13 protein-coding genes are annotated in these 12,582 nt (G+C 71.9%); 9 read left to right on the plus strand and 4 right to left on the minus strand.

The features are described 5' to 3' along the window. Positions 1 to 101 precede the first annotated feature (101 nt). From IW245_RS14770 to IW245_RS14785, 4 genes are all read left to right on the plus strand, one after another. Complete coding sequence (locus IW245_RS14770; RefSeq protein WP_197003748.1) at positions 102 to 911, plus strand: ABC transporter ATP-binding protein; 810 nt, start codon at positions 102 to 104, stop codon at positions 909 to 911. Then, positions 904 to 1,725, plus strand: a complete 822-nt coding sequence (locus tag IW245_RS14775) for an ABC transporter permease (protein WP_197003749.1) — start codon at positions 904 to 906, stop codon at positions 1,723 to 1,725. The genes IW245_RS14770 and IW245_RS14775 overlap by 8 nt, the downstream gene beginning before the upstream one ends. Before the next feature lie 148 nt (positions 1,726 to 1,873). Then, on the plus strand, positions 1,874 to 2,908 hold the full coding sequence (locus IW245_RS14780) for an ABC transporter substrate-binding protein (protein ID WP_197003750.1): 1,035 nt from the start codon (positions 1,874 to 1,876) through the stop codon (positions 2,906 to 2,908). Positions 2,909 to 3,027: 119 nt separating this feature from the next. Then, the gene (locus tag IW245_RS14785; RefSeq protein WP_197003751.1) at positions 3,028 to 3,666 is read left to right on the plus strand and encodes a DJ-1/PfpI family protein; all 639 of its coding nucleotides are present in this window, start codon (positions 3,028 to 3,030) and stop codon (positions 3,664 to 3,666) included. Positions 3,667 to 3,745: 79 nt separating this feature from the next. On the opposite strand, the gene IW245_RS14790 is transcribed toward IW245_RS14785, so the two are convergent. The 4 genes from IW245_RS14790 to IW245_RS14805 form a co-directional block, all read right to left on the minus strand. Beyond that, a complete protein-coding gene (locus IW245_RS14790; protein WP_233473022.1) occupies positions 3,746 to 4,600 on the minus strand; it encodes a spermidine synthase in 855 nt (284 codons plus the stop codon). A 177-nt stretch (positions 4,601 to 4,777) separates the two neighbouring features. Further along, positions 4,778 to 5,650 (minus strand): phosphotransferase, encoded by an 873-nt coding sequence (locus IW245_RS14795; RefSeq protein ID WP_197003752.1) that lies wholly within the window; start codon positions 5,648 to 5,650, stop codon positions 4,778 to 4,780. Next, on the minus strand, positions 5,647 to 6,990 hold the full coding sequence (locus IW245_RS14800) for a helix-turn-helix domain-containing protein (protein WP_197003753.1): 1,344 nt from the start codon (positions 6,988 to 6,990) through the stop codon (positions 5,647 to 5,649). Before IW245_RS14800 ends, IW245_RS14795 begins: the two co-directional genes overlap by 4 nt. Positions 6,991 to 7,346: 356 nt before the next feature. Then, positions 7,347 to 7,880, minus strand: coding sequence for a GNAT family N-acetyltransferase (locus tag IW245_RS14805; protein ID WP_197003754.1), 534 nt, complete (start codon positions 7,878 to 7,880; stop codon positions 7,347 to 7,349). 92 nt (positions 7,881 to 7,972) lie between these two features. Here IW245_RS14805 and IW245_RS14810 point away from each other — a divergent pair, with 92 nt between their 5' ends. Genes IW245_RS14810 through IW245_RS14830 form a run of 5 tightly spaced genes read left to right on the plus strand, consistent with a single transcriptional unit; the run spans position 7,973 to position 12,576 of the window. Beyond that, on the plus strand, positions 7,973 to 9,328 hold the full coding sequence (locus tag IW245_RS14810) for a YcaO-like family protein (RefSeq protein ID WP_197003755.1): 1,356 nt from the start codon (positions 7,973 to 7,975) through the stop codon (positions 9,326 to 9,328). Next, positions 9,306 to 9,977 carry a TOMM precursor leader peptide-binding protein gene (locus IW245_RS14815; RefSeq protein ID WP_197003756.1) on the plus strand — a complete coding sequence of 224 codons (672 nt, stop codon included), beginning with the start codon at positions 9,306 to 9,308 and terminating at the stop codon, positions 9,975 to 9,977. Before IW245_RS14810 ends, IW245_RS14815 begins: the two co-directional genes overlap by 23 nt. Next, entirely contained in the window at positions 9,977 to 11,620 is a 1,644-nt protein-coding gene (locus IW245_RS14820; RefSeq protein ID WP_197003757.1) for a tpaE, read from the plus strand. Before IW245_RS14815 ends, IW245_RS14820 begins: the two co-directional genes overlap by 1 nt. Continuing rightward, complete coding sequence (locus tag IW245_RS14825) at positions 11,617 to 12,360, plus strand: nitroreductase family protein (protein ID WP_197003758.1); 744 nt, start codon at positions 11,617 to 11,619, stop codon at positions 12,358 to 12,360. Before IW245_RS14820 ends, IW245_RS14825 begins: the two co-directional genes overlap by 4 nt. An 18-nt stretch (positions 12,361 to 12,378) precedes the next feature. Beyond that, the gene (locus IW245_RS14830; protein WP_197003759.1) at positions 12,379 to 12,576 is read left to right on the plus strand and encodes a hypothetical protein; all 198 of its coding nucleotides are present in this window, start codon (positions 12,379 to 12,381) and stop codon (positions 12,574 to 12,576) included. The last annotated feature ends 6 nt before the right edge of the window (positions 12,577 to 12,582 follow it).

Raw genomic sequence — 12,582 nt, forward strand, 5'->3', positions numbered from 1 at the left:
TACTCCCTGAGCAGAACGCGCAGAAAGCGATCTACGGAACTCAGGTGCGCAACGTGCGTAACCGCGCGGAAACCTCCCGGCCACCTCTACGGTTCCCGGCTATGACCCAGAGCACACCAGCCATCCGGCTGCACCGGGCGACCAAGGTCTTCCCCGACGCGTCCGGAGGCTCCTTCACCGCCATGCGGAACGTCACGCTCGACGTGGCCCCCGGCGAGTTCGTCACCGTGGTCGGCCCGACCGGCTGCGGCAAGTCCACCACCCTGTCCCTGGTGTCCGGTCTGGAACCGGCCAGCGCGGGCGCCGTCGAGGTCGGCGGGGTGCCGGTCACGGCCATCCCCCGCAACGTCGGCTACATGTTCCAGCAGGACGCGGTCCTGCCGTGGCGCACCGTCAGCGACAACGTCGGCCTCGGCCTGCGCTACCGGGGCGCGTCGAAGTCCGACGCCCGGTCCCGGTCACAGGACTGGATCGAACGCGTCGGCCTGGCCGGCTTCGAGAAGTACTACCCCCACCAGCTCTCCGGCGGCATGCGCAAACGGGTGGCCCTCGCCCAGACGCTGATCACCGAGCCGGAGATCATCCTGATGGACGAGCCGTTCGGGGCCCTCGACGTGCAGACCCGCGAACTGATGCAGGCCGAACTGCTCCGGCTGTGGGCCGGCACCGGAGCCGCCGTCGTCTTCGTCACCCACGACCTGACCGAGGCCATCGCGCTCGCCGACCGGGTGGTCGTCATGACCGCCGCCCCGGCCACGGTCAAGACCATCGTCGAGGTGGACCTGCCCCGGCCGCGCGACGTCGACGAGATCCGCCTGCAACCGGCGTTCCTCCGCCTGTACCGCGCCGTGTGGCAGTCACTGCGCGAAGAGGTCGAGATCGCCCGCCAGAAGGGAGCCTCCCGTGGCTGAGCTCGTCCTGACCGAAACTCCCGTCCTGCGCGCCGTCCGCGGACCCCGCCGGCTACGGGTGCACCTCACCCGGCTCGCCCTGGTCGCGCTGTGGCTCGGCTCCTGGGAGCTGGCGTCGACGTACTGGATCGACCCGTTCTTCTACTCCAAGCCCAGCGCCATCTGGCACAAGCTGGTCGTCTGGTTCACCGAGGGCACCGCCTCCGGATCGGTGTGGGCCCAGATCTCCGTCACCCTGCAGGAGGCGGTGTGGGGCTTCGTGCTCGGCGCGGTCACCGGCGTCGTGATGGGCGTTCTGCTCGGCCGGGCCCGGTTCCTCGCCGACGTGCTGGCCCCGTTCATCAAGGCCGCCAACGCCATCCCCCGGATCGTGCTGGCCTCCCTGTTCGTGATCTGGTTCGGGCTGGGCATGAGCTCGAAGGTCGCCACGGCGTTCGTCCTCGTCTTCTTCGGCGTGTTCTTCAACGCCTTCCAGGGCGCCCGCGAGGTGTCCAAGGTCGTCGACGACAACGCCAGGATCCTGGGCGCGTCCCGCTGGCAACTCCTCGGGACCGTGGTGCTGCCCAGCGCCACGTCGTGGATCCTCGCCAGCCTGCACACCGCGTTCGGGTTCGCGCTGATCGGCGCGATCGTCGGCGAGTACGCCGGGGCCGACAAGGGGCTCGGGCTGCTGATCGCCCAGTCCCAGGGCGCGTTCGACGCGCCCGGCATCTACGCCGCGATGATCATCACCACGGTGCTGGCGTTGCTCGCGGAGTCGGTGCTCACGGTGGTCGAGCGGCGGTTGACCCGCTGGCAGCCCCGTCAGACGTAGTGGTCCGTTCCGCCGGCGGCACCGTCAGTTCCGCTCCCCCGCCCGCGGCACGCTCCGTTTCGCTCCTCCGCCAGCGGCCCGCTCCGTTCCGCGGCCGGCACCACTGGTTCGCCCCTCGCTCATTCGCCCCCTCACCAAGGAGTTCACCATGCGTAGGTCCCTCATCCTTCTGGCGGTGCCCGCCCTGGCCCTCAGCCTCGCGGCGTGCCGCGGTCAGGCCCCGGCAGCCAAGGATTCCGCCGAACAGCCCGTCAGCATCAAGATCATGGTCGGCGGCCTCGACAAGGTCATCTACCTGCCGGCCAAGCTCACCGAGCAGCTCGGCTACTTCAAGGAGGCCGGCGTCGACGTGTCGCTGCTCAGCGAACCGTCCGGCGCGCAGGCCGAGACCGTGATGCTGGCCGGCGAGGTCGACGGCGTCGTCGGCTTCTACGACCACACCGTGGACCTCCAGGCCAAGGACAAGTGCGTCACCAGCGTCGTCCAGTTCGCCGACGTGCCCGGCGAGGCCGAGATGGTCGCAGCGGACAAGGCCGCCACCCTCACCTCGGCCAAGGACTTCACCGGCAGGAAACTGGGCGTGACCAGCCCCGGCTCCTCGACCGACTTCCTCACCCGCGGCCTGGCCGTACGCAACGGGGTCGACCCGTCGAAGTACACCACCGTCAAGGCCGGCGCAGGCTCGACGTTCCTCGCCGCGATCGACAACGGCGGCATCGACGCCGGCATGACCACCGACCCGACCATCGCCAAGCTGACCAACACCGGCAAGGCCAAGGTGCTCGTCGACATGCGGACCAAGGAGGGCACCCGGGCGGCGCTCGGCGGGCTGTACCCGGGCTCGTCGCTGTACATGCCGTGCGACTTCGTCGCCGCGCACAAGCAGACCATCCAGAAGATGGCCAACGCCTTCGTCCGGACGCTGGCGTTCATCAACACCCACAGCGCCGCGGAGATCGCCGCCAAGATGCCCACCGACTTCGCCGGCTCCGAGCCGAAGCTGTACGAGCAGGCGATCAACGACTCGAAGGGCATGTTCACCGCAGACGGACTGATGCCCGCCGACGGGCCGAAGACGGTGCTCGACGTACTCAAGGCGTCCAACGAGGCGGTCAAGGCCAAGGCCGACAAGATCGACCTGAAGCGGACCTTCACCACGGAGTTCGTGAAGGCCGCGCACTGACGTCGCCGTCCGTAGCGGGTCGGGCGCCCGACCCGACGGGACAGCGTGGACCTCCGGCCCCAGATAGGGTCGGGGGTCACCGCTGCGGACGCCGTACGCGGGACGACAAGGGAGTAGCGATGCAGGTCGCCGTGGTCACGTTCGACGGGTTCAACGAGCTGGACAGTTTCATCGCCTCCGCGATGATCAACCGCTGCCGCCGCGAGGGCCTCACCGCCTACATCACCACCCCCTCACCTGTCGTCACCTCCATGAACGGGGTCGAGGTGACCGGGCAGCGACCCCTGGAGTTCGTCTCCGAGGCCGACGTCGTCCTGATCGGCAGCGGCGTCAAGACCCGCGACGTGGTCGCCGACGACAGCCTGCTCGCCGCGCTGCCCCTCGACCCGGCCCGGCAGCTGATCGGCTCGCAGTGCTCCGGGGCGCTGGTGCTCGCCCGGCTCGGCCTGCTCGCCACGATGCCCGCGTGCGCCGACCTCACCACCCGGCCCTACGTCGAGGCGTGCGGCGTCACGGTCCTGGACGCGCCGTTCCACACAGAGGGCAACATCGCCACGGCCGGCGGGTGCCTGGCCTCGCAGTACCTGGCGGCGTGGGTCATCACCCGCACGTTGGGCGAGGACGCCGCGCGCGGGGTCATCGAGTATGTCGCGCCGGTGGGAGAGCAGGAGGCGACCGTCGAGCGGGTGCTGCGAGCCATCCGGATGGAGGAGTCGGCACTGCGGTCCGGGGCCTCGCGCACGTCGGCGACGGTGTAACGGACGACCGCCCTCGAGGCGGCGGTCTCTTCCCGGCACCGGGAGCGCCTGAACCGCGCGCAGATCTGGCCCGTGCCGGTCAGCCCGGGAACATGCCCGCCGGCGGGGGCGGGGACGCGACGGCCTCGGCGTCCGAGACCGGCCTGGCTCCCCCGGTGAAACGGTCGAGTTCCTCCCCGTGGAGCAGCCGGGCCGGGAACGCGTCCCGGGCGGCCGCCGACGCCAGCTCCGCGACCGGCAACGGGGCCGAACTGGCGACGAGCACGACGTTGCCGTACCGGCGGCCGCGCAGGACCCCGGGCTCGGCGAGCAGACACACGTCGGCGAACACCGCGCGCAGCGTGGCGACCTGGCCGCGGGCGAAGTTCAGGGGCGCGCCGTCGGCGAGGTTGGCGACGTACCGGCCGCCGGGGCGCAGGACCCGGGCCGTCTGGCCGGCGAACTCGACCGACGTGAACGGGGCGGGCACCCGTGAGCCGCCGTAGACGTCGGTGACGACCAGGTCGTAGCGGGCCGGGCCGGAGGACTCGACGGCGGCGCGGGCGTCGCCGACGCGTACCCGGATATCAGCTCCTCTGGGGGTGGGCAGCACCCGGCGCACCAGGGCGACCACCGCCGGGTCGAGTTCGACGACCTGCTGGGCGGAGCCGCGCCGGGTGACCGCGACGTAGCGGGGCAGGGTGAGCGCGCCGCCGCCGAGGTGCAGCACGCGGAGCGGCACGCCGGGCGGGGCGGCGGCGTCGACGACCGAGGCGAGCCTGCGCATGTACTCGAAATGGATCGTCGCCGGGTCGTCCAGGTCGACGTGCGACTGGGGGGTGCCGTCGACCCGCAGCGTCCAGCCGCCGGGCCGGTCGGCGTCGGGGACGACCTCGAGGAGGCCGTGCTCGCTCGGTTCGCTGATGGCGGCCGGTCCGCGGCGTGTCCTGCTCACGCTGCCAGTATCCGCACCGACCCGTAGCCGTTCGCTGTGGGGCACTGTTGGAGACTTGCTGCCCTTGCCATATGGCTCCGGAGATGATCGGCGCCGGGCAGCTCTAGTCTGGGTCTCAGGGCAGTTCAGCACTGGACGAGCTTCCCAGACTATTGGAATCCGGGACCGTGTGAGTTCTCAAAACGAACTCCACTGCTCCCGGCCCTCCCCAAACTGCAAGCTCCGTACCCGATGATGGAGTTCGTCTGCCACGTCCGGCCGAATTTCGGCGATCCGCAGCGGAGCGCTGAGCGTGTGCAGGTCGCGCATGTCCCGGAGAGTGGCGTAGCCACGCCACCTGCGGACATCCCACCCGTAGCTGGCGGCGAACTCGCTTAGCTTCGCCTCCGGCCGGCCGTAGCGCACTCCCTGGTAGGTGGGGATCAGATCGAGTTCGCGCGGTCCCGTGCTGACCGAGTCCCAGTCGCCGAGCACCACCTGTTCGCCGTCCCAAAGCAAATTGCCGGTACGGGCGTCGGCGTGGATAAGGCCGTGCCCGAGCGCCGAGTCAAGCGAGTCGTACGCCTGGAGCAGATCTGCGGCCCGCTCCTGGAGGAAGGTGTACTCGTCCTGCCAGAGCACGGCAGGACCACAGCGCTCCAACTCGTCGCGGAAGGATTCGAGTGGCTGGTACTGCGGCACCGGGAACGGCGGCGAGCCATGCTGGTGAAGCTCCCGCACGATCTCCGCAAGTGCTCCCGTTGACGGCAGCGTCCGGTCGCCCTGCGGGTAGTAGCGCCAGAAGGTGACGACGTGTTCTCCGTGCAGGACTGGCTGCTCGACGTCGAGTGGTTCAGTTGCCGGGAACCCATGGCTGCGGAGCCAGCGTGCCGTCGCGATTCCGAGTTCGGCGCCGATGCTGCGCTGCTTGCTTGCCATCCGAGCGACTGCGGCGGCTGCCGGCAACACATACACCGTGTTGACGTGCCTACGGATGAGCTTGGCGCCTTCGGCGTTGAGCCCTACCTGTGCGCTTGCGGCAGCCAGGGCGTCTCGTTCGGAACTGTTCATGTCGAGGAGATCGCTCGGGTGCTGGTCAGGAAGCCGTCGATCTTCTCGCGCAGCTCCGCGCCTACTGCGGACTGCCCCAGACCGCCACGGTCGAGCTGCGCCTGTACCCGGCGCAGGGGCTTCTGGAGTCCCGCGATCCGTTGTTCCTCGGGCAGCTGCATGACGCTGGTGAGCGCTTCGTCGGCGGCTCCCGCGTCCTGGTCGCGCCGGGGTTTGATGAGCTGTGCCTGCGCCAGGTAGATCCGAGACAACGCCAGGTCGCCGTACGAACGGAGTTCAGGGGCTGCGGCTTCGTAGCTGGCGATCGCTCCGAGCGCGTGGCGCTCAGCCAGCAGTCCGTCAGCCATGAGCGCCGCAGTACTGGCGGCGTAGTAGTTCTGCTTGGCCTCCGGGAACATCAGGATGCCGCCCAGGCCGTCGAGCTCGTTGTCGAGCGTGACGCGTTCACGTTGCACCGCCGCCTCGGCGAGCGCCCGTCGAGCCGCTGAAGCATTGCCCCACGAGGCGTAGGCGCGGGCCTTGAGTGCGGTCAGCCGGACGGTGCTGGTGCCGGCGGTGGCGTAACGAGCGCCGCGTTCGGCGCACTCGACCGCCTTGTCAGGCCGGTCGAGGCAGTAGGCGATCAGGCTCTGTGTCCCGAACACCCACGCCATGAGCCCATGATGCCCCGCCTCGCTCGCCAGCCGACCTGCGACCCGGGCGTGCCGCGCCGCTGCCCGCCGGTCGCCCAGGTCAATCGAGGCGTGGGCCAACATGCCGCAGGCGACGCCCGCAACGAAGAGCAGCGTTCTGGTGTCGGCCGCCCGGCGCCGCTCACTGAGCAGTCGGCAGGCTCGATCCCGCACGCCGACCAGCTCGTCGAAGATGCCCTCCATGGGCCGATGCACATATTCGCGTGCCAGCCAGCCAAGATCTTCGGCGAACTCCTCGACCGTGCCAGCTCCCAACGAACGAGCCTCCCAGTCCGCGAGGAACACCTGTGATTGGTTCGCTGCGAGGATCAGCCGCTGCCGCACCGTCCCAAGGTGCAAGTTCCGCGTGGCCGCAGAGCGCTCAGTTCTGGCGATCCGCGCCGCGAGCTCACGCTGATGGCGAACTTCGGCCTCGACTTCGTCGTATCCCGCCGTTAGCGTGCCACCCGCCCCAAGGACCGCGTCGCATGCTTCCCAGAATGCTCGGGCTGGCCTCTGGCGTCCCGTCTCCACGTTGGCGATGGCGCTGCGGCTGTAGGCGATCAGCGGGGCAAGCTGGTGTTGGTTGTAGCCGGCGGCAAGGCGAGCCATGGCCAGACGCCGGCCCAGGGCCCGGCGCGTTTCGGTGATCTTGTTCTGGTCGATCATGGGCAAATGACCTCCGCGACCAGTTAACGGACGACAGATGCGGTTGTCAACGGATTGTCACCGACCGCTGACATTCCCGGGTGACATCTGATCCGCGCGTAGACGATCCGCCACGAGATCGGCCGCAGGGCAACATCCTCCCCAGGTCGCACCTGGCGGCCGTTCTCCCAGATCTGGCACCGGGACGGGTGCCGGGCTCCGGACAGATGTCGGCATGCGCGCCCCGGCCCGATGTCCGCCCCCGCTCGTCTCGGTGCCCTCCAGGGGAGGAAACCGCGGTGCGTCGAGCGTGAAGGACAAGCGGCATGGGCGAATTCAGGAGAGCCCCAGGTCCTCGCCCAGAAGCCCGCCGTGGGTCAGGCCGGCGGCCAGTGCTCCGCGAGCAGCCCGAACAGCAGGTCGTCGGTCCATTCGCCCTTGATGAAGGTGTAGGCCGGCCGCAGCCCCTCCCGGCGGAACCCCACCCGTTCCAGGAGCCGGGCGGACGCCCCGTTACGGGCGTCGCACTCGGCGGACACCCGGCGCAGCCCCCGGCCGAACAGGTGCGCGAGCAGCCCCCGGACGGCCTCGGTGGCGTAGCCGTGGCCGTGGCGGTCGGCGGCGAGGGTGAAGCCCAGGTCGGCCTGCATCAGGTTGTCGTCGAGGCGGCAGCCGAGGTCGCCGATCAGCACGCCCTCGGAGCGCAGCTCGACGGCCCACTGGAACCAGCCCGGCGCGCCCGGGTCCCCCGCGGCGAACCGGCGGACGAGGTCCGCGGCGTCGGCGGGCGTCAGCGGCGTGGTCCACGACTGGTAGCGGGCGATGGCCGGGTCGGAGCGGTAGGCGGCCAGTGCCGGGGCGTCGGCGGGCCGGAAGCGGCGGAGGACGAGGCGGTCGGTGTCGAGGTGCACGAGCGCAGTATGCCGGCTATGGTCCAGCGAATTCCCGCGCCATCTGACACAACATTGACAGAGATGATTCCCTCGGGCTAACGAGCGTTAACGTGACCCCCAACGTGAGCCGAGCGCACGTTCTCCGGGAGGGTCGGATGCTGGTGGGTGGGCTGGAGAGCCTGGTCTCTCCGTACGGACTGGTGGGGCAGGTCGCCCGACTGTCCATCGCCGACGGTGAACCCCGGTTCCCCGTGGTCAGCGGCAGCGTCGGCAACCTGGGCGCAGTCCTCGACATGCAGGTCGGCCTCGCCGCGCACGACCCCGGCATGGGCAACATCGACGGCGCCGGCGGCGACCTGGACCCGGAGCGCGCGGCGTTCCTGGCGATCGCCGAGTCGCTCGAACGGTACTCGTCGTGCGCCTGGCGGCCGGAACGGATGGTCTGGGCCAGCGCCCACGACCTGGGCGTCGACCTGTCCCGCTGGCCGGCGTGCTCCCCCGCCGAGCTGGCCGACCCGGACAGCACCCTGCTGGCCCCCGACCCCGACGGGCCGATGCGCTGGGTCGAGGGCTGGTCGCTCACCCACGACCGGCCGACGTACGTGCCGGCGCTGCTGGCCTGGCTGAAGAACCCGCCGCAGTCGCGGGCCGAGCGGTTCGCGCACATGGTGTCCACCGGCTGCGCCACCCACACCGACCCGGTCGCGGCCGTGGTCGGCGGCCTCCTGGAGGTGGTGGAGCGCGACGCGATCACCCTCGCCTGGCTGCACCGGCTGCGGCTGCCCCGCCTGGAGGTCCGGCCCGGCGAACTGTCCGCGGACCAGGAGGCGGCCGTCGCGCGCGGCACCGTGCAGCACCTGCGGATGGAACTGTTCGACGCGACCACGGACCTCGGGATCCCCGTCGTGTACGGGCTCCAGCTCGCCGACCACGACCCGGCACTCGCCCAACTCGTGTCCGCCACCTGCGACCCCGACCCGGGCCGGGCGGTGGCCAAGCTGTACCGGGAGGCCACCTCCGTGCGGATCGCCCTGCGCAGCATGATCGCGACCGGGGCCCGCGACTACGCCGGGGACTCGATCAGCGTCGTCGCCGGGGCGCTGCGGATGGGCCGGCGCGAGCAGCGGTCCCGGTTCGGCTTCCTGCTCGACGGCGACCGGCCCACCCACTCCCTCGCCGACCTGCCCCGTCCACCGTCGACCGCACCGGTGGCGGTCCTGCGCTGGCTGCTGGAGCGGCTCACCGCGCGCGGCTGCGAGGTGATCGTCGTCGACCTCACCACCGACGAGGCCGCCCAGGCCGGCTCGACCGTCGTGCACGTGCTGGTGCCGGAGCTGATGCCGCTGTCCTTCGACCCGCACGCGCGCTACCTGGCCCACCGCCGGCTGTACGACGGGCCGGCGCGGATGGGGCACCCGGTCCTTGTCGAGGAGGAGCTCAACCGTGACCCGCAACCCTTCGCCTGAGGGAGTGCCCCGCCTGACCCTGCTGGCGGTGGGGGACTTCGGCGCCCGAATCGCCGCGCGGCTCGCCGACCGGTACCCGGGCAGCGAGGTCACCGACGCGACCGGCGGCGCGCATCTGGCCGACTGGCCGGCGCTCGACGTCCTCGTGGTGGCGGCGGAGTACGACGACCCGGGGCTGGTCGAGCTGGCCGAGCGGGCGGCGTTCGCGTGGCGGCGGCCGTGGTTCCCCGTGCTCCTGGAGCAGGCGCAGCTGCGGTGCGGCCCGGTGGTGGTGCCCGGAAGGACGGCGTGCCACGGATGTTTCCGTCGGCGGCGGCGTCAGCACGCGAAGAGCCCCGAGTTGTGGGCCGACACCCCGGCGCCCGTGCTGCCCGGGACGCGCCCACAGGTGACGGGGTGGGCGGAGCACCACCTGGGACTGGGTGTCGGGTTGGCGGTGCGGGCGGTGCACGACGCGGTGCGGCCGACCGACGAGGCGCCCGGTGGCTGGGTGCGCACCGTCGGGCTCGTCGACGGCGGGGTGCAGCGGGCGGGGGTGGTGGCCGTGGACGGCTGCGTCCGGTGCCGCGACGCCATGGCCCGGGACCGACGACGTGCCGTGCTCATCACGACGCTGCGGGCCGCGGCGTCTGCGACAGGGGGCGAGTGATGGCCGACCAGCCGATCAGCGCGCAGACCATGGCCCGGGCCGCCCGGCACGACCCGCAGTTCGCGGTTCCGGCCCGGCCCCGGGTCCGGCGCGGCCTGGTTATCCGTCGGCACGACGACCGGCTCGTGGTCGAGGGCGCCCCGACCCGGCACGTGCTGCGCGGCCGGGCGGCGACCCAGCTGGTGCCGCGGCTGCTGCCGCTCCTCGACGGGGTCCGCGACCATCCGGCGATCGCCGCCGATCTCGGGGTGAGCGAGCAGACGGTGTTCACGGTGCTGAGTCTGTTGTGGACCTGCGGCGTGGTCGAGGAGGCCGCGCCGCCCGGCGCCGATGTGTCCCGGGTGCCGGGGCACCTGGCCGACTACCTGTCCCGGATCGGGGACGCGACCGAGGCCAACGCCGCCTGGGAGGACGCCGCCGGCCGCCTGGCCGCCGCCCGGCTCCGGATCGAGGGCGACCCCCGGCTGGTCGCGGCGCTGCGGACCCAGCTGGCCGGGACCGTGCCGGACCTCGACGCCGCCGAACCGTCGCTGGTGGTCGTGTGCGCCACCCCGGACAACCCCGTCGATCGGGTACTGACGTCGCAGTGCTGGTCCCTCGGCACCCCCGTCCTGCACGTGGGCCTGTCCGGTGACGTGGTGGAGATCGGCCCGTACGTGGACCGCCGGCTCGGCCCGTGCCTGGACTGCCTCCTGGACGACGCCGACCCACCCGAAGAGTCCACAGTAGAGGATGTCGAGCTGGGCGCGGCCCTGGCCGCCGCCGACCTGGTGGCCCTCCTCAGCCGGGCCGCCCGGGTCGGACTGCCCGGCAGGTGGCGGCGGATCGGCCTCAACCGGCTCGCCCAGTCGGGCCGCAGCGGGGTCAGCCGGCCCGGCTGCCCGGCGTGCTCGGCGGTCCCCGACGAACCCCGCCCCACCCCGGTGTCCGCCCGCTACGAGGCCGCCGTCGCCCTGCCGCCCAAGGAGTACGCCGACGCCAAGGCGCACCAGGTGCACTACCAGCCGGCGAACGTCGCCCTGCAACGCGGCCACAAGACGTGGCCCGTCGCTCCCCGGCAGAAGATCCCCCCGGCCGACCTGGACCTGCTCACCGCGCCCGCCGCGCCCCTGGACCCCGAGCGCCTGGCGTTGCTGCTGGCCGTGGCCGCCGGGTGGCGGCACGAGACCCCGGACCGGGTCTGGCGGTGGACGGCCAGCGGCGGCAACATCGGCTCCGTCGTCGCGCACGTCCTCGTCCGCGACCTCGACGGCGTCCCGCCCGGCGTGTACGGCTACGTCCCCGCCGGCCACGAACTGGCCCTGCTGCGGCCGGGCACCCCCGCCCCGTGCTCGCCGGACTGCACCGCGCCGGTGTGCCTGCTGTGCACCGGTGACCTACCCAGGGTCGCGTCGAAGTACGGCGCGTTCGGGCTGCGGGTCGTGCTCCTCGACGCCGGGTGCGCCCAGGCCGCCGTGCTGTCGGCGGCCGACGCGCTCGGCGTACGGGCCCGGGTCGCGGTCGACATCGACGACGAGCGGCTCGGCGACCTGCTGGGCATCGACCTGGACGCCGAACCGTTCACGGGCGTGATCCACCTGGCGGAACCCGACGCGCACCACCCGGAGCCGAGCGCGGGACACCAGCGAGAGGAACGGCGATGAGCGCGATCAGCCTGACCGTCGACGTCCTGCGGTCCTTCCGCGAAGAGGACCGGCCGGCGTCGGCGCAGAACCCGCCCGGCACGCCGGGCGTCCACGGACCCACGCCGCCGCCCGACCCGATCGGCCCCCCGATCGCACTCCCGACGCCCGCCGCGCCCCGGTCCGGCGTCCTCGCCGAGGTGCTCCGGCAACGCCGCGCCATCCGGTACTTCCGCCCCGAACCCGTCGACCTGGCCACCCTGCTCGGCGCGGTCACCGAGGGCCTCGCCGCCGACCGGTCCCGCTGGCCGGGCGAACACCCCCTGGTCCCCGTCGTCGTCGCGCAGAACGTCACCGGCCTGCCACCGGCCGTCTACCGGCTCGACGGGGACACGGCCTCCCCCGTGATGGCGCTGTCCGGCCCGGCGGCGTACGAGGAACTCACCCTGCAGAAGGAGTTCGCCACGGCCGGCGCGATCGTGTCACTGCTCGGCGACCTGGAGGCCGCCGGGCACGCGCACGGCGGGGCCGGGTTCCGGACGCTGATGACCAGGGCCGGCGCGGCCGGGTACCAGATGTGGCTGGCCGCGATCGCCCACGGCCTGGTCGGCAGCGTGTTCGCCGGTTTCCTGCCGGCGGCGATCCGCACCCCGCTGCGCTGCGACGGCGTGACCCGGCACCAACTGTTCGCGCTGGCCGTCGGCCATCCCGGCGTGGACCTCCCGACTTCCGCCGGTGCCGGACCGGCGGACGAGACCTGAGGAGAGGGGGTGAATCCCATGGATCTGGAACTCGAGCTGTTCGCCGAGGTCGCCGACGGCCCGTTGGTGATCGAGGAACTGCCCGACGGCAACTCGCTGTCGGTCGTCGCGTGCATCATCAGTTGCGCCGTGACGCACGCGTGCGCCACTGAGTGTCTCGGCACGGCCAGCACCGTCACCTGCGGACCGTGCGCGTCGTCCATCGTCGGACACTGACAGACG

The sequence above is a fragment of the Longispora fulva genome (assembly GCF_015751905.1).
GTDB classification, from domain to species: Bacteria; Actinomycetota; Actinomycetes; order Mycobacteriales; family Micromonosporaceae; genus Longispora; species Longispora fulva.